Below are 15,973 nucleotides of genomic sequence, written 5' to 3'. Positions count from 1 at the left end.
TTATACATCTTTTACGGTAATGATATGTACTGGACAAACTTTCTCTGCTTGTTCACATGCCTCTAAAATAGTATAATCTGGCGACTTAAGTGTATGAAATCCTTTATTATTCAAAGATTTCAATAAAACAGTCTTTCCATCTTTCTTAGACATCTGAAACTGCTGAGGAGCAACCTCAACACAATAATTACATCCGATACACTTATCTCGTTGTAGCGTGACTATGACCATTATGCCTCTACTATTTTATACAGCTTATCAGATAAGCGAATTCTAAATGGAATCTTGATAGTACAGTCATCTCCTTTAGTCGCTTTCTCTACCTTCTGCTCATTGACGAATAACTCTTCTACGATTAACTCTTGTGCTCCCGTACTAGGTCCAGTGATAAGAATCTTATCTCCTACCTTGATATCATAAGCTTCTATTTTAAACTCTCCGATAGACGCTTTCTGGAAGTAGTGAGCAGCTTTACCTACATACACTTTTTTCTGAGTTGCATTACTACCAGGGTTATCACTCCACTCTCCCAATTTCTGTCCTAAGTAATATCCACTCCAGAATCCACGGTTATACACCGTTTCTAAAGCTTTCATCCATTCTGCTACTTTCTCTTGAGAGTAAGTACCATCAGCGATAGCATCAATAGCCTCACGGTAAGTACGAATCACAGTTGCTACATACTCAGGAGCTCTACCTCTACCCTCTATCTTCAGTACCTTAGTACCAGCATCGATCACTTGATCTAAGAAATCTAAAGTACATAAGTCCTTAGGTGACATCATATACTCATTATCTATCTCGATCTCAAAACCACTCTCTTGATCTATTACTGTGTATTTCTTACGACAGTTTTGTTTACATGCTCCTCTATTTGCAGAAGAGTTATGTGAGTGAAGGCTTAAGTAGCACTTACCTGATACTGCCATACACAATGCTCCATGACCGAAGATCTCTATCTCTACCAAATTACCAGAAGGCCCTTTCACTTGTTCTCTTTCGATAGCTTCAGTGATCTTTTTTACTTGTCTCAAGCTTAGCTCACGAGATAGTACGATAGTATCAGCGAATAAGCTATAGAACTTAACAGTCTCAATGTTTGTGACATTTAGTTGAGTAGAGATATGTACTTCTAACCCGATCGCTCTTGCAGATGCAATTACTGCTTGGTCAGATGCGATTACTGCTGTAAGCCCTGCCTCTTTTGCCTTATTCAATAAAGTTTTCACCACTGATAAGTCATGGTCATAAACGATAGTGTTTAATGTCAAATAAGTACGTACATTCTTCTCTTTACATCTTCTCGCAATCTCTTCTAAATCATCAATAGAAAAGTTTACCGTAGAACGCGCACGCATATTTAACTGGTCTACTCCGAAATATACTGAGTCTGCACCGTTATCTAATGCGGCCTGTAAAGACTCGAAGTTACCTGCAGGAGCCATAAGCTCTACTCTTCCTGAAACTGTCATATTCTTTATGCTTAATCTATTATTTTATACAATTGGTCGTTTTTACGAATACGGAAACCTAATTCCATAGTCATCTTATCTCCATTATTAGCTTTACTAACTTCCACTCCATTTACCATCATCTTCTCTATAGTTAGTCTCTCATCACCTGTAGTAGGTCCTACAATAGCTACTTTATCTCCAACATTTAACTCCTTGTCAACAATAAACTGCCCTACACTAGCTTTAGTAAAGTAGTGTTGAGCTGTCCCGATTAGAACTTTTCGCTCTACTTGTTTCTTGCGGATTTGTGTTACTGCACTTACCTTCACTGCTTTAATCTCATCAGTAGCACTGCGTTCTCCTTGGAACTTTAATGCTTCTGAACGCCCTTTCTTGAATACTAAGTTTCCTTTTTGTACTCCTTGACGTAAGCGTTTTTGTTCATCTTCTGGTAACTGAATGATATCTAAACACTCATCAGAACAGCATCCATGCATCTTCTCAGCACACTCATCACACTGAATGAACAGTAAGTGACATGCCTCGTTAGCACAGTTTACGTGAGTATCACATGGTTTACCACACTGGTGGCAGTTAGAGATAATATCGTCTGTAATACGCTCTCCTAGACGGTGGTCAAACACGAAGTTCTTTCCGATGAACTTACTCTCTAATCCTTCTGCCTTTACCTGACGAGTGTATTCAATAATACCTCCTTCTAATTGGTATACATTCTTAAACCCGTTGTGTTTAAAGTAAGCTGATGCTTTCTCACAGCGGATACCTCCTGTACAGTACATCAATAAGTTTTTCTCCTCTTTGATGTCTTCTAATTGGTCTTTAATGATTGGCAGTGATTCACGGAATGTGTCCACGTCTGGAGTGATCGCTCCTACGAAGTGCCCTACTTCACTCTCATAGTGGTTTCTAAAGTCCACTACTACCGTGTTAGGGTCTTCTAATAATTCGTTGAATTCTTTTGCCTTTAAGTGAATTCCCTTATTCGTAACATCAAATGTATCATCGTTTAGACCATCAGCTACGATCTTGTGTCTAACCTTCACTGTTAGCTTTAAGAATGATAAGTCATCTTGCTCTACAGCTACATTCAGACGAATTCCTTTCATGAAGTCATACTGCTCTAACGTCTCTCTGAATGCATCAAACTTAGATGCAGGTACAGACATCTGAGCATTGATCCCCTCATGAGCTACATAAATACGTCCTAAAGCGTCTAATGCATCCCAAGCTAGGAATAAATCGTCTCTAAATTGTTGTGGGTTTTCTATTTTGGCGTACGCATAGAAAGATAAAGTCAAACGGTTCTCTCCCGCTTGCTCGATAAGTTCAGCTCTTTCCTCTGCGCTTAATGTGTTATACAGTTGCATGCTATATACTTTTAAGTGTAGATTATATATGTTTGAAATCCTAAATGGAAGAATTTCGGTGCAAAGATAGTATTTAGATTTAAAAATGAGAATTGAACCTTATAAAATTTACATAAATAGTTAACTATCAAATTATTCAATCCTTTTTTTAGAACCTCAGCTTCTATTTTAAGCATCTCCTCTACAAAAGGTATTCTGTAAGAATACTTGACCTTATAGATTTATCTTTTGTTATGAATTGAACGCGATAATACACTACTTAAATATCCCCATAAACAGCCATTTTTGCGAAATAGACAAGTCTAAACAATAATATATGAGACAATTATACAGATATTTGTTTCAAATAAAACTCATAAAATGGACAATAAAACTTTATCAATCGTATCATACATCACATTAATTGGATGGTTAGTAGCATTCTTTGTAGGAAAAGACAAAGCTGATGCTCTATTAAAATTTCATTTAAAACAATCATTTGGTGTATTAATCTTAAGCTTCGTTTTATCACTTGTTATACGAGTAATAGCAGGTATATTCCCAATCATTGCAGGCATGATAGCACTAGTGTTATACTTAATTATTCTTTTATATATGATTATGGGAATACTTAATGCAGCAGGAGAAAAGAAAAAACCATTACCTCTTATCGGTGAATGGTCAGATAAGACACTTAGTTTTATTAAGTAATACACAGGTATTATCTAAACAAGAAGAGGTTGACTGTATAGGTCAACCTCTTCTTGTTTATCCCTATGCCTTAAAATCAAAATCATCGAATATCTGACCTAAATGGTGTTCTAAATGACTTACATAATCTTCTACTAAAAAGGCAAGCGTATGACCATTAGCCATTTTAGTATTCAAAACCTCAACAGAAATATTACAAACGATCTCTAAGAGAAATGCATTATACAACTTCCATATTCTAATCACAGAGTCTTGTGACATTTGCTGATAAGCATTCGCTTCTACCCACTCATTCTGCGCATAAGAAACAAAAGGATTATCCTCAAACTGACCTCTAACAAAACGGTGATGATTATTAGTCGCACTATCGATAAGATGTCCTACTATCTCTTTTTTACTCCACTTTCTCTCTGTTTCTTTATAAGAAAACTCTTCTTCTGTAAACTGCTCTAATCTAGCTGGTAACACATCTAAATAATATTGTAGTTTACTCAAGTCTGTTGTCGTCATATCTATCTTTTTATGACTAGTAAAAATAGAAAAAGCCACCCAACAGGTAACTAATAATTATACTAAGTCCATTGGACAGCATTAGATATTATGTGCTATACGCCACAGCACTCCAGAAGGATCTATTAATACAAAGTCTCTCATCATCCACTCCCTATCTTCTACAGCCGTCAGTCGGATAGCATATTTTGACTGAAGATCTAGGTTTTGCAGATGTGTGTACCAATCATCTGCATTCTCTACTTGCAAATGAAACATTAGGTTCTCTGCAGCCTCTTGATTATAAAAATTCTGTAAAAAGAACTTCTGCGTTCCACAATCTAGTAAACACAGTTCTTCACTCTGCCATACTATCTTAAATCCAATAGCAGTATAGAACGCTTTAGATACCTCAAAGTCCTTACACGGGATAAACGACTTTAGCTCTACTACCGACAAATTAAGTTCCTTATGTTCCATCTTTACCTTTACATTATACTTACAAAAATAACGAAAGCTACCCTTTTGAGGTAGCTTCTGTTTATATAAATAATAGTAGTCCTTATTGTTTAGTGAACACTTCCGTCACACCATTAGCAGTAAGCTTTAATGTATTCTGATCTGTCATCTCATATGTAAACGTAGCAGACTTCACAGAAGTAGAATCAGTACCTACCATCGCTGTTTCGAAGATAACAGTATTATCTACCATCTTCCATTTAGTGAATTCGTTAGTCTTATCCTTGATAGAAGACATTGTCCCGTCCTCTTTTAGTTCGAATCCTTGTAGTAGACTTGCATCTGCTCCATTTGGCAGTGTCCATGCACCTACCAAGTGTTTCATATCAAGAATGACAGGAGTAGACTCAGATACTGTTTCTGTTGGTGTAGTTTCTTCCACTACTGGAGCTTCTGTCTGTTGTTTACAAGAAGCGAAAGCGATAGCTACAAAAGCTAAAGCAAGAACTGTTTGTTTCATTTGTACTTAAAAAATCTAAATTAGATTACTTTTTAGTGAATGAATCTTTTGACTCACCATTCACTAGGTTTAATGTTTTACCATCAACCACCTCAAATTGGTATGACACAGTATCTACACTAGATGTACCATTACCTATACTCTCTTGTTCTAAGAACAATTTATCTCCTTCTACCCACCACTTATTTGTTTTAAGTGTAGCCATATTAATAGAAGTGGCAGTTCCGTCCTCTTTTAGTTCGAATCCTTGTACTTCTTTATCATTAATAGGGTTTGGTTGAGTCCAAGACGCAACTAATACTGTAGTGTCCACAGCCTCAGGTGCTGTAGTCTCTTCTACTACTTCAGTAGTTGTTGTTTCTTCAGATACAGGAGCTTCAGTTTGTTGTTTACAAGAAGCGAAAGTAATAGCTACTAATGCAATAGCTAAAGTCATTTTTGTTAATTTCATAGCGATATAAATCTTTGTTTTTGTTGGATCAAATGTAGGATAGAGAAGTGTGAAAAAATAAAATTAAGAATAATTTAACCAAGCTCATAACAACAAGTAAAACAATCAATTACAAATAAATTTTTCTTATAAAAATCGTTTTTTAGTTAAAAAAAGAACAGGCCTATTCTGCCCACATTCTCAGAGAGATTCATCATAATATATACTTCTTCTATATCACGCTATCCTAACCCTATATACCGAAAGCAAAAAAGTCGCTATAAAAGCGACTTTTGTATTTCTTATGGTTTCATTTTATAATCAGTAAATACCTTACCATTCATAATTTTATTAAGCTTTGTACCTATCAACTTTTTAGTCAATGAGCTTAATCGATCTGTAAATAAAACCCCTCTCGTATGGTCGTACTCATGTTGTATAATACGCGCTGTAGTACCGTGGAACGTCTTAGTATGAGGTTTAAAGTCTCTATCTAGATATTCTATCGTGATAGACCATGGGCGTGTAACACGCTTAAAAATATCAGGAATACTTAGACATCCTTCTATCTCATCCCATGTCTCGTCAGACTTACCGATAATACGTGCGTTGATAAACGTCTCGCGCATTCCTGTATCTCCCTCTGCGAAATTAGTTTTGCGCTCATCCTCTTCTGCATTCTCATACATCACGATACTATCTACTACGAATAGCTGCTTAGTCTCTCCTATCTGGGGAGCTGCTAGCCCGCATCCATAAGCGTTCTCCATAGTCTCCCACATATTATCGATTAGCTTATTTAGGTCTTCAGAACTGCTATCTATCTCATCACAGTCTACTTTTAATGTTTTATTTCCGTATGCTAATATTGGTAATTTCATTGTCTTTCTATTTGTTACAAAAGTCGGGATAAGTTACTTCCTACACAAAAAACTAACCTTAAATAATTTAATAACGCTTGCCATTACGTAAGTCTACATAGAAGTATTTATCATCTTGACGCACCTTTACATAATGCTCTTGTTCTATCTCGAAGATTACATCGTAGGCTATTGGTAATACGATATCACCTTTTTTATTCAGGATTCCCGTCTTTGCCATCACAGTGGTATACACTAGTCCATGACCTACTGATAGTATAAAGTCACACTCCTTACTGAACAACGTCTCTCCCGAAGTATTAATACAATGAAAAGTATTAGAATCATCCTCTCGTACGAAAGCAATTCCATCTTTAAAATCACTTGCATCTACATATTTATAGTCGATAACTACCTCTCCTGTCTTATTTACATAACCATAAGCATCTCTATTACGTATAGGGGCTAAACCATTTCTAAAGATTCCGACATAACCAATTTCTTCAGAGAAATGCTTGAGAACATCTCCTTTATCATTGATAATAACACGACTGTTATCGTCTAGACTCATACTAGCTAATCCCTCAGAAAATTGTGTCCCAAAAGAATACTGAGGCTCTATAACCCACTCTCCTTTTGGGTTAATAAACCCATAGTGATTATTACTACCAACTAATCGATAACGGTCATTCTCAAAAATAGTATCAGACTCGATAATCATCTCCAGAGTAGAAGTAATCTTATGGCCTCCCTCATCATATATCGTAGTCTTATGGTCTTTTTGTGTCATAAAATATTTCGCCCCCCGTCTATCTACATGAGTGGTGATGATTAGATACTTTGGTTCTACCATCCACTCTCCTACTGTGTTTATAATACCATACTCACCATCACTTACACTCGCTACAGCCATACCTCTACTAAACATCCAAGCGTCGGCATACTGAGGTTCTATCACCCAATTCTTATCCTCATCTACATATCCCCACTTTCCATCCTTATCTTGAGAAGGAATCAATATAACGTCTTCTGTACCTTCTATTACATTACTTATTACTAATCTATCTCCTAATAAACCATCACAACTACAGAATGAAAACAACACTACTAGAGTGAACAGCAATATTTTAAAACACTTTTTTACCTGATACATATATTATCCTAATAACGCTAAAATTAAGTGCTAAAAATACATAATTCTAAAATAGTATAGACCCCATCACTTCTTCCTCCAATACAGTCAATCACTTTCTATAAATAACCAATACTACAAATGCAACACCATACACTTAAAATCACATACTATCTCCTAAAAGAACGAAGCCATCATGTCTTATTTTTCCAATCATAATTGAGGTGGTCGGCTTATGATCGGCTTGTGATGGGCATTTGGTCGGCTTAAAAGTGCATAAAATAGCCCATCACTAGCCTATCAAATACTGATCATTCCCTTATCACTCAAAACAACGTCTAAATCTCATTACCCATTGTCTAAACCTTATCTTAAGGTGCATTCACCTAAAATTCAAAACCTTATTTTTAGGATTATTTCTCCTACATCATACTATCACAAGGACGAGGTTAAAAACAACACATTGCTATAAATTATATCATAGCAAAGAGATTACACTCACCTGCTATAATTCATAGCATAATGATACTACTCTCTTGGACTGTAATTAAATTATATTACTTTTACATCAGTAAGAATCTAATTTTTATAAAAAATGAGTGCAGATAAAGAAGCAAAATTAAAAGCGTTACAACTTACACTTGATAAGTTAGACAAAACTTATGGTAAAGGAACAGTAATGAAGTTGGGAGATACTGCTGTAGAAGAGGTAGAAGTTATTTCTTCAGGATCACTAGGTATTGACCTTGCATTAGGTGTAGGAGGATTCCCTAGAGGAAGAATTATAGAGATATACGGTCCAGAATCATCAGGTAAGACGACTTTAACTTTACACGCTATCGCAGAAGCACAAAAAGCAGGTGGTATCGCAGCATTCATTGATGCGGAGCACGCTTTTGACCGTTTCTATGCACAAAAACTAGGTGTAGACATCGACAACTTAATTATATCTCAACCAGACAATGGTGAGCAAGCATTAGAGATCGCTGAGAACTTAATTCGTTCTGGAGCTATTGACTTAGTAGTAATTGACTCTGTTGCTGCCTTAACTCCGAAGAGTGAAATCGAAGGAGAGATGGGAGATTCTAAAATGGGATTACACGCTCGTTTAATGTCTCAAGCTTTGAGAAAGTTAACTTCTACTATTAGCAAGACTAACTGTACTGTATTCTTCATTAACCAGTTACGTGATAAAATCGGTGTAATGTTCGGTAACCCTGAGACTACTACAGGAGGTAACGCATTGAAGTTCTACGCTTCTGTACGTCTAGATATCCGTAAGTCTACTCAGATTAAAGATGGTGAGAATGTGATCGGTAACAGAACGAAAGTAAAAATCGTGAAGAATAAAGTAGCACCTCCTTTCCGTACTGCTGAGTTTGATATCATGTATGGTGAAGGTATCTCTAAAGTAGGTGAAGTACTGGATATGGCTGTAGACTATGAAATCGTGAAGAAAAGCGGATCTTGGTTTAGCTATGGTGATACTAAATTAGGACAAGGTCGTGATGCTGTGAAATCAGTGATTAAAGACAACCCTGAACTAATGGAAGAACTTGAACAATTAATCAAGGACGAAATCAAAAATAAAGAAGCTTAATTGTTTCTATCCTTAAATATGAATCCCTTACAATAGTATTGTGAGGGATTTTTTTATATATCAACCTATAAATCCTGCTAGTGCAGCATATCATAACGTCAATACTACTATATACATAAAACCAATAACATAGAGTTTTACAAGGAATTAGAAAAACTCCTTTACCTTCTGCAATGATAAACAAAACAGAAAGGCCTAATAGCATAGGTAAACTACTAAATATTCCTCTCAACACAATTTTCTTATGCTGTCTATCTAAAGCCATATATCTATTAATCAATACATAATAACGTTAAATAGTACAAAAAAAGTATCTCAACAATACCAACGCCTTTTATATAATAATCCATTAACACTAGGCACTAAAAGGAGAATCACTTAATTTTGTAGTTCAATAAAACACAAATCAATAATATGAAATTACGATTATTAGCACTATTGCTAACAATTATGACCTTTATTAGCTGCGACGATCCGTTTAAAAGACATGATTTTTATCTATCTAACCCAACTGATAAAGAGATTACAGTATCACTAGATAATCAAAAATATACCCTAGCCCCAAATACCTTTGAGGTATTAAAACTAGATAATGGTGTGCACGAATTAGACTACAACGGACAAAAAAACAAGTTCAATGTATTCAAACAAAACTCTGGTGGTATCATCAACCCAACTTTAGAACCGCACTATATCTTCTCGATGGTATATGCTACAGAAGGTAACTTTGACAAATTTGGTTCTACTGCGAGAGAAGTAGTTATTGATGATGTACTTTATACAAATAATATTAAATCGACTAACGCTCTATTTATAGATAATAACCTATACAGATGTACTTACTTCTTAGGGGAAGAATATCCTGAAGAGCTGATTACACATAATAAGAATGCTGTTGGTAACTTCTACAATAAATTCTTTACTAAAGCTGAATTTATCACTTTTTATGAAGAAGAGTTCTCAGCAGAGAGCAAAGGTTTTCACCAACAGAACATGGTTGCAGGAGGAGCGTGTACGATTACAGAACCTAATGCATTAGAACTAAAGCTACCAGACGTGCCACAAGAAGATGTGATTGCTTCTTATAAACAAGAGATGGCACTAGTAGAAGAGTTTAAAACTTCAACTGATGCAGGCCGTCAAAAAGAGATTCAAAAAGAACTATTTGATTTATCAATGAGCCGTTCTAAACTTGATATTAATTACAGTAAACTGTCTACTGAACAGAACCAATCTATGAATGACTTCGTTCATGCAAGTGGTAGAATTTCAGGAGCAGGTATTATACAACTGTGAATCCATAAACCACACTATAACTAAAAAAGCGGTGAGATCTTCGTTGTCTCACCGCTTTTTGCATTATTACGCTTTATATTCCTTCTCCCATTCTAGCACAGGATCATATAATAGATTAAAAGCCATATCTCTTACTTCTTTTTTATTCTCTAAAGTCAGACCTTTCGTTTCTATACAAGGGAATATCTTGACTGGTACCACTCCTGGGTGCCCAATCCCCCACACAAAAGGGAAATAATGTCTCAACCTACCAAACGCTAAAGGAGCTATCGGTATCTGATGATCTATAGCAAGCCGAAAAGCCCCATCCTTAAAACTGTCTAGTATGATCGTTCTATCATCTGTCACGCCTCCTTCTGGAAAAATGCAGATGCTCAGCCCTCTACTTAAACGCTCTTGTGCACTGTCGAATACCTGCTTCTTACTTCTTGCATCCTTTCTATCTACTAGAATACAGGCACGCTTATAAAAGAACCCAAACACTGGAATACTCGATAATTCTTTCTTACCTACAAAGACAAAAGGATTGTCCTTTACAAGGATAAGCATCATCATAATGTCTAACATCGAAGTATGATTAGCAATAAACATATAGCTCTTCCCTTTCACTAACGGAGTCTCCTCTTCTATCCTATACCTCATCCCTATTCCGTAAAATACGAGAATAGCCCAGATACGAGCTACTTTAAAAAACTGAGGATATGTCTTCTCTGATCCAATCGTTATCAATAAAAAAGGAGATAATATTAAAATAACGATTACCATCCAGATATAAAACCACAGTCGCCAAAGTGAACTGAAAAACGCACCTATACTTTTCATCATTTGTATTACAAATTCTATCTTTTACTAACTTCAAAAATAAACAATTCTATCGCCATATAACCACATTAGCTAGTAAAAACAAGGCAAATAAACTTCAATTCACTTATCTTTGCTTTTTAAATAATTAATATCACGCAATGGCTAAAATTCTAACAGGAGTTCAAAGTACAGGAACTCCACACTTAGGGAATCTTTTAGGAGCTATTCTACCAGCAGTAGAAATGGCAAACAAAAAAGAGAATGAGTCTTTTATTTTTATTGCGAACTTGCACTCTGCAACGCAAATTAAAGACGCTAAAACTTTACAAGAAAATACCTATAGTGTTGCGGCTACTTGGCTTGCTTGTGGTGTAGACGTTAATCATGTAACTTTTTACCGCCAGTCAGATGTACCGCAAACAACTGAGCTTACTTGGTACTTAAGTTGCTTCTTTCCATACCAACGTCTAACATTAGCTCATTCGTTTAAAGATAAGGCAGATGTTTTATCTGATGTTAATGCAGGGTTATTTACTTACCCAATGCTGATGGCTGCGGATATCTTACTATACGATGCAGAATTCGTACCAGTAGGAAAAGACCAAATGCAACACTTAGAGATCACACGTGATGTAGCATCTCGTTTCAATCATCAGATGGGAGAAACTTTTGTATTACCAGAGGTGAAAATACAAGAGGAAGTAATGGTAGTGCCTGGTACAGATGGAAACAAAATGTCTAAGTCTAGACACAATACCATCAATATCTTCCAAACAGATAAGGTATTGAGAAAAGAAGTAATGGGCATCGAGACAGATAGTACTCCTCTAGAAGATCCTAAGAACCCTGATACTTGTAATGTATTCACGATCTATAAACTATTAGCTACTCCAGAACAAGTAGAAGCGATGAGAGCTAAATACTTAGGTGGTAACTATGGTTATGGACATGCAAAACAAGAGCTTTTCGAACTTATCGTTGAGAAGTTTAAAGATATTCGTGAGAAATACGAGTACTATATCAATAACTTAGAAGAAGTAGATCGTCTACTAGGTATTGGTGCAGAAAAAGCGTCTGTAATCGCTACAGGAACTTTAAATAAAGTAAGAGAGAAACTAGGTTACGGAAGTGCTAAATAGTCTTCTATAACCTTTCTTTAGATATCTTATAAGCCTTACCTCAGTGTAAGGCTTATTTGTTTATCATCACTATAGTAGTTCAAAATACTTCCCTGGCAATGGTCTTACTACTCCTAGCATTTCTAAATTAAGCAGGATACTACTTACCTTATAAATCGGAAGTGAACAACTGAGTGCTATAATATCAAGTAACTCACGTTCGTGCTTACTCAAAAAATCAACTATCGATTGTTCTTCAGGATTGAGATCAAGAAATAGTTGGGGTTGAATAACTTTAGGAGCTTTAGCTTGAGCATCCCAGTTTAAGGTTTCTACAATCTCCTTAGCAGAAGTTAATAATTGTGCTTTATTTTTTTGAATTAGATGATTACACCCTGCACTCATAATATCACCAACTCTCCCAGGAACTGCAAATACGTCTCTGTTATAATCATTAGCAAAAGTCACCGTAGACATAGAGCCTCCCTTAATAGCACTTTCTACAACGATAGTCGCTTGAGACATCCCAGCTACAATGCGATTGCGCTGAATAAAGTTCTCTCTATCTACCTTACTACTTACCCAAAACTCAGATAGACAAGCTCCACCCTGTTCTTCAATACGCCTAGCTACAGCTGTATGAACATCTGGATAAACTCTATTCAACCCATGTCCAAGAACAGCATAAGTATCTAAACCATTGTCTAAAGCAGCAACATGTGCAGTAATATCTACTCCGTAGGCTAGACCACTCACAATAATAGGATTATACGGCTTCAGATCACTTATTAATTCCACACAGATATCCACACCTCTTTTGCTTGGATTACGAGTACCTATGAAGCTAATGACCTTTCTATTGTCTAAACTGATACTGGGTCTTGTACTAAACAACAGTAAGGGACTATCCTCACACTCTTTCAACAAAGAAGGGTAACAACTATCTGTATAATCAAAACAAGACAGGTGATACTTCTCGATATTTCTTAACTCTTGTTCTGCTCTTTTTAAGACGTTGCTATCTTGAAGATTGCGCCATAGCATATTACCAATGCGATGTACAGCAATTACATCCTTCTCTTTTGCTAAAAAGACTTCTTTAGGAGAACCAAAGTAATCTAATAATCGCTTAGCTGTTATCGGCCCTACGCCCACAGTAGATTGTAATGCCAACATATAAAATAACCTTTCTTCTTCCATAGATAAATTGGTAATCAATTATAGTATTTGTATCTTCACATCACAGCCTCAAAAACCTATCCAACATCATGTCAACCCGCGATATTCTTTCATTTGTTTTAGTAATATAACTTACTAGATATAAAAAAGTTATCGGTGGTTAAAAATAATAGTGAATATTTTTTTGATTAGTTATTGTTTAATGTAATTTTGTCTTTATGAAGATCGAAAAATACATATCAGCTTTGCTTTATCGATACCAGTGTGTAATCATTCCTGGTTTTGGAGCTCTATTGACAGAAATCAAGTCATCATACTACAGTGAGGAGAAACAATGTTTCTTCCCTCCACAGAAGAGTCTTTCTTTTAATGCGAATATTAAGCATAACGATGGGTTATTAGCTAATCATATCGCTGTAGAAGAGAATATCTCTTATGATGAAGCTGTTCTTTTAATCAATCAGAGTATTAAAGGATGGGAAGTAGAGTTGCGCAATATCGGTAGTTTAGAATTACTGAATGTGGGTATGTTCCAAACAAATTCTGAAGGTAATCTAGTATTCGAACCTGCTTCTAATAGTAATTACTTAATGACCTCTTTTGGTCTATCTACAGTAATGGCAAAGACGATAGAGCGATCTCCTATCATCCCACTTGCTGAAACTGTAACTGTGCCTACTGTTAAAACGAATAAGAAGTACACATTCTTTAAATATGCGGCTGTAGTAGCTTTATTCATTAGTACAGCTGGAGTCTTTGTAAACAAAGGTTATGAAGCGTACTTAAATGATGAAGCGTACACTGTAGGTAAAAATGTTCAGAATAGAGTAGAGAATAAAATACAACAAGCTACTTTCATTATAGAGCCTACTGCTACTACTATCTCTATCCCTGTAAAAGAAGAAGAGGTAGTCTTAGAAGATACTGTAAGTACCCCTTATCACGTTATCGCATGTGCTTTTAGATCAGAACAAACTTCGCTATCCGAGGCTAAGAAACTTCAGAAAAAAGGGTATGAAGGTGCAAAAGCACTATCTCGTACGAAGTATGGAGTGTATCCTGTCTCTTATGGTAGCTATACGACCCAACAAGAGGCTCAACGAGAAATGAGAAAAATACATAATACTATCAATATTGATGCTTGGATTTTAGTACAATAAATAGTTAAAACATATATCCCGAATCTGAAAAGGTTCGGGATTTTTATTTAATGTGCCTATATTTGTCGAAAATAATAACAATGGAAGCAAAATTAGTATCTGAATCAGCTACTTTAATGACAGACTTAGTTCTACCAGGAGAGACTAACCCACTTAATAATATGTTCGGTGGAGAATTATTAGCTCGTATGGATAGAGCTGCTGGTATCGCTGCTAGAAGACACTCGCGCAGAGTATGCGTTACTGCATCAGTGAACCACGTCGCTTTTAACAGACCTATTCCTCTAGGAAGTGTAGTAACTGTGGAGGCTAAAATATCACGCTCATTTAACTCGTCTATGGAAGTATACTTAGATGTATGGATCGAAGACAGAGAATCAGGAATAAAGAAAAAAGCAAATGAAGCTATCTATACATTCGTAGCTGTAGATGATACAGGTCATCCTGTAGCTATCCCTGAGCTAATCCCTGAAACAGATTTAGAGAAAGAAAGATACATCGGAGCCTTAAGACGTAAGCAGTTAAGTCTAGTTATCGCAGGAAAGATGAAACCGAGTGACGCTACAGAACTTATAGCTCTATTTAACGAATAATATTATGAAGAAATTATTATCCCTATTTGTAGTTGCATTCTTCGCATTACAGACAGCTAATGTATTTGCTTGGGGTACTACTGGTCACAGAGTAGTAGCTGAATTAGCAGAAAGAAACTTAAGCAAAAAAGCTAAAAAACAATTAAAAGAAATCATTGGTAACCAACAATTAGCGTATTGGGCTAACTGGCCAGACTTCTTAAAGTCAGATCCTTCTTGGAAGTTCGCAGATAGCTGGCACTATATCAATATGCCAGGTGATCTAGATAGACAAGCATTCGATAAAGAACTAACTAACTCTACAGATGAGAACTTATACAAAAGAGCTCTTATCCTTATCGAAGAGTTAAAAGACAAGAATCTTCCGTTAGCAAAAAAACAAGAGAATCTGTACTTTTTAATCCATATCATCGGTGATGCTCATCAACCACTACACATCGGTAGACCAGAGGATCTAGGAGGAAATAGAGTAAAAATAGAATGGTTTAGAAAAGCAACTAACTTACACAGTCTATGGGACTCTGCTCTAGTTGACTTCGATAAATACAGCTATACAGAATATGCTACTGTACTAGATGTACACGGTGCTAACTACAATCAAAAAATCACTTCTGGTACATTAGAAGATTGGATTTATGATTCGTATACGATGGCTAATAAACTATACGCTAGTGTAGAGCCTGAAGAATCTCTAAGCTACAGATACCACTTTAATCACAAAGACAACGTAGAAAGTCAATTATTAAAAGGGGGATTAAGATTAGCTAAAATCTTAAATGACATCTTTAAATAAGACAATTC

Annotated in this window: 18 protein-coding genes; 7 read left to right on the top strand and 11 right to left on the bottom strand. The window is 35.9% G+C overall.

The window, feature by feature from the left end; translation table 11 throughout:
- From AABL87_RS14760 to trhO, 3 genes are read right to left on the bottom strand one after another with little or no spacing between them, the layout of a single operon-like run.
- On the bottom strand, nt 1-231 hold the full coding sequence (locus tag AABL87_RS14760) for a ferredoxin (RefSeq protein WP_041888273.1): 231 nt from the start codon (nt 229-231) through the stop codon (nt 1-3).
- Nucleotides 231-1,472 carry a U32 family peptidase gene (locus AABL87_RS14755; protein WP_006257856.1) on the bottom strand — a complete coding sequence of 414 codons (1,242 nt, stop codon included), beginning with the start codon at nt 1,470-1,472 and terminating at the stop codon, nt 231-233. The genes AABL87_RS14760 and AABL87_RS14755 overlap by 1 nt, the downstream gene beginning before the upstream one ends.
- A gap of 11 nt (nt 1,473-1,483) precedes the next feature.
- Nucleotides 1,484-2,842 carry an oxygen-dependent tRNA uridine(34) hydroxylase TrhO gene (gene trhO / locus AABL87_RS14750; RefSeq protein WP_006262497.1) on the bottom strand — a complete coding sequence of 453 codons (1,359 nt, stop codon included), beginning with the start codon at nt 2,840-2,842 and terminating at the stop codon, nt 1,484-1,486.
- Nucleotides 2,843-3,202: 360 nt separating this feature from the next.
- Here trhO and AABL87_RS14745 point away from each other — a divergent pair, with 360 nt between their 5' ends.
- On the top strand, nt 3,203-3,532 hold the full coding sequence (locus tag AABL87_RS14745; protein WP_341277548.1) for a DUF4870 domain-containing protein: 330 nt from the start codon (nt 3,203-3,205) through the stop codon (nt 3,530-3,532).
- A gap of 63 nt (nt 3,533-3,595) precedes the next feature.
- Here AABL87_RS14745 and AABL87_RS14740 read toward each other — a convergent pair whose 3' ends face one another.
- The 6 genes from AABL87_RS14740 to AABL87_RS14715 form a co-directional block, all read right to left on the bottom strand.
- Nucleotides 3,596-4,042: a DinB family protein gene (locus AABL87_RS14740; protein WP_341277547.1), complete on the bottom strand. Its 447-nt coding sequence runs from the start codon at nt 4,040-4,042 to the stop codon at nt 3,596-3,598.
- An 81-nt stretch (nt 4,043-4,123) separates the two neighbouring features.
- On the bottom strand, nt 4,124-4,501 hold the full coding sequence (locus AABL87_RS14735) for a VOC family protein (protein WP_253112509.1): 378 nt from the start codon (nt 4,499-4,501) through the stop codon (nt 4,124-4,126).
- Between the two features lie 82 nt (nt 4,502-4,583).
- Complete coding sequence (locus AABL87_RS14730) at nt 4,584-5,000, bottom strand: lipocalin family protein (protein WP_253112512.1); 417 nt, start codon at nt 4,998-5,000, stop codon at nt 4,584-4,586.
- A gap of 25 nt (nt 5,001-5,025) precedes the next feature.
- Nucleotides 5,026-5,451: a lipocalin family protein gene (locus tag AABL87_RS14725; RefSeq protein WP_041888261.1), complete on the bottom strand. Its 426-nt coding sequence runs from the start codon at nt 5,449-5,451 to the stop codon at nt 5,026-5,028.
- A 281-nt stretch (nt 5,452-5,732) separates the two neighbouring features.
- Entirely contained in the window at nt 5,733-6,311 is a 579-nt protein-coding gene (def, locus tag AABL87_RS14720; RefSeq protein ID WP_016649949.1) for a peptide deformylase, read from the bottom strand.
- A 67-nt stretch (nt 6,312-6,378) separates the two neighbouring features.
- Nucleotides 6,379-7,443, bottom strand: a complete 1,065-nt coding sequence (locus AABL87_RS14715) for a WG repeat-containing protein (RefSeq protein ID WP_341277546.1) — start codon at nt 7,441-7,443, stop codon at nt 6,379-6,381.
- Nucleotides 7,444-8,017: 574 nt separating this feature from the next.
- On the opposite strand from AABL87_RS14715, the gene recA reads away from it, so the two are divergent.
- Together recA and AABL87_RS14705 are read left to right on the top strand one after the other, a co-directional pair.
- Complete coding sequence (gene recA / locus AABL87_RS14710; protein ID WP_006257865.1) at nt 8,018-9,022, top strand: recombinase RecA; 1,005 nt, start codon at nt 8,018-8,020, stop codon at nt 9,020-9,022.
- A 414-nt stretch (nt 9,023-9,436) separates the two neighbouring features.
- On the top strand, nt 9,437-10,318 hold the full coding sequence (locus AABL87_RS14705; RefSeq protein WP_006262491.1) for a hypothetical protein: 882 nt from the start codon (nt 9,437-9,439) through the stop codon (nt 10,316-10,318).
- 66 nt (nt 10,319-10,384) lie between these two features.
- On the opposite strand, the gene AABL87_RS14700 is transcribed toward AABL87_RS14705, so the two are convergent.
- Nucleotides 10,385-11,143 carry a lysophospholipid acyltransferase family protein gene (locus AABL87_RS14700; RefSeq protein WP_341277545.1) on the bottom strand — a complete coding sequence of 253 codons (759 nt, stop codon included), beginning with the start codon at nt 11,141-11,143 and terminating at the stop codon, nt 10,385-10,387.
- A 137-nt stretch (nt 11,144-11,280) separates the two neighbouring features.
- On the opposite strand from AABL87_RS14700, the gene trpS reads away from it, so the two are divergent.
- Nucleotides 11,281-12,261, top strand: coding sequence for a tryptophan--tRNA ligase (gene trpS, locus AABL87_RS14695; protein WP_006257868.1), 981 nt, complete (start codon nt 11,281-11,283; stop codon nt 12,259-12,261).
- A 69-nt stretch (nt 12,262-12,330) separates the two neighbouring features.
- On the opposite strand, the gene dprA is transcribed toward trpS, so the two are convergent.
- Nucleotides 12,331-13,440: a DNA-processing protein DprA gene (gene dprA, locus AABL87_RS14690; protein WP_445929836.1), complete on the bottom strand. Its 1,110-nt coding sequence runs from the start codon at nt 13,438-13,440 to the stop codon at nt 12,331-12,333.
- Between the two features lie 197 nt (nt 13,441-13,637).
- On the opposite strand from dprA, the gene AABL87_RS14685 reads away from it, so the two are divergent.
- From AABL87_RS14685 to AABL87_RS14675, 3 genes are all read left to right on the top strand, one after another.
- On the top strand, nt 13,638-14,579 hold the full coding sequence (locus tag AABL87_RS14685; protein WP_006262488.1) for an HU domain-containing protein: 942 nt from the start codon (nt 13,638-13,640) through the stop codon (nt 14,577-14,579).
- 80 nt (nt 14,580-14,659) lie between these two features.
- The gene (locus AABL87_RS14680) at nt 14,660-15,172 is read left to right on the top strand and encodes an acyl-CoA thioesterase (RefSeq protein ID WP_006257871.1); all 513 of its coding nucleotides are present in this window, start codon (nt 14,660-14,662) and stop codon (nt 15,170-15,172) included.
- Nucleotides 15,173-15,176: 4 nt separating this feature from the next.
- Nucleotides 15,177-15,965 carry a S1/P1 nuclease gene (locus AABL87_RS14675; RefSeq protein WP_341277544.1) on the top strand — a complete coding sequence of 263 codons (789 nt, stop codon included), beginning with the start codon at nt 15,177-15,179 and terminating at the stop codon, nt 15,963-15,965.
- Nucleotides 15,966-15,973 lie beyond the last annotated feature (8 nt).

The sequence above is a fragment of the Myroides sp. C4067 genome (assembly GCF_038039665.1).
Taxonomy (GTDB): domain Bacteria; phylum Bacteroidota; class Bacteroidia; order Flavobacteriales; family Flavobacteriaceae; genus Flavobacterium; species Flavobacterium odoratimimum.
Note: the sequence above shows the minus strand (reverse complement) of the source record. Positions and strands in the feature narration are given on the sequence as shown.

What these genes read in the sequence shown, in the direction of transcription:
- AABL87_RS14760 (WP_041888273.1), bottom strand. Translation starts at nt 231, where the DNA reads ATGGTCATAGTCACGCTACAACGAGATAAGTGTATCGGATGTAATTAT.
- AABL87_RS14755 (WP_006257856.1), bottom strand. Translation starts at nt 1,472, where the DNA reads ATGACAGTTTCAGGAAGAGTAGAGCTTATGGCTCCTGCAGGTAACTTC.
- AABL87_RS14735 (WP_253112509.1), bottom strand. Translation starts at nt 4,501, where the DNA reads ATGGAACATAAGGAACTTAATTTGTCGGTAGTAGAGCTAAAGTCGTTT.
- AABL87_RS14730 (WP_253112512.1), bottom strand. Translation starts at nt 5,000, where the DNA reads ATGAAACAAACAGTTCTTGCTTTAGCTTTTGTAGCTATCGCTTTCGCT.
- AABL87_RS14705 (WP_006262491.1), top strand. Translation starts at nt 9,437, where the DNA reads ATGAAATTACGATTATTAGCACTATTGCTAACAATTATGACCTTTATT.
- AABL87_RS14675 (WP_341277544.1), top strand. Translation starts at nt 15,177, where the DNA reads ATGAAGAAATTATTATCCCTATTTGTAGTTGCATTCTTCGCATTACAG.
- def (WP_016649949.1), bottom strand. Translation starts at nt 6,311, where the DNA reads ATGAAATTACCAATATTAGCATACGGAAATAAAACATTAAAAGTAGAC.
- trpS (WP_006257868.1), top strand. Translation starts at nt 11,281, where the DNA reads ATGGCTAAAATTCTAACAGGAGTTCAAAGTACAGGAACTCCACACTTA.
- AABL87_RS14745 (WP_341277548.1), top strand. Translation starts at nt 3,203, where the DNA reads ATGGACAATAAAACTTTATCAATCGTATCATACATCACATTAATTGGA.
- AABL87_RS14740 (WP_341277547.1), bottom strand. Translation starts at nt 4,042, where the DNA reads ATGACGACAACAGACTTGAGTAAACTACAATATTATTTAGATGTGTTA.
- AABL87_RS14685 (WP_006262488.1), top strand. Translation starts at nt 13,638, where the DNA reads ATGAAGATCGAAAAATACATATCAGCTTTGCTTTATCGATACCAGTGT.
- trhO (WP_006262497.1), bottom strand. Translation starts at nt 2,842, where the DNA reads ATGCAACTGTATAACACATTAAGCGCAGAGGAAAGAGCTGAACTTATC.
- AABL87_RS14715 (WP_341277546.1), bottom strand. Translation starts at nt 7,443, where the DNA reads ATGTATCAGGTAAAAAAGTGTTTTAAAATATTGCTGTTCACTCTAGTA.
- recA (WP_006257865.1), top strand. Translation starts at nt 8,018, where the DNA reads ATGAGTGCAGATAAAGAAGCAAAATTAAAAGCGTTACAACTTACACTT.
- AABL87_RS14700 (WP_341277545.1), bottom strand. Translation starts at nt 11,143, where the DNA reads ATGATGAAAAGTATAGGTGCGTTTTTCAGTTCACTTTGGCGACTGTGG.
- AABL87_RS14680 (WP_006257871.1), top strand. Translation starts at nt 14,660, where the DNA reads ATGGAAGCAAAATTAGTATCTGAATCAGCTACTTTAATGACAGACTTA.
- AABL87_RS14725 (WP_041888261.1), bottom strand. Translation starts at nt 5,451, where the DNA reads ATGAAATTAACAAAAATGACTTTAGCTATTGCATTAGTAGCTATTACT.
- dprA (WP_445929836.1), bottom strand. Translation starts at nt 13,440, where the DNA reads ATGGAAGAAGAAAGGTTATTTTATATGTTGGCATTACAATCTACTGTG.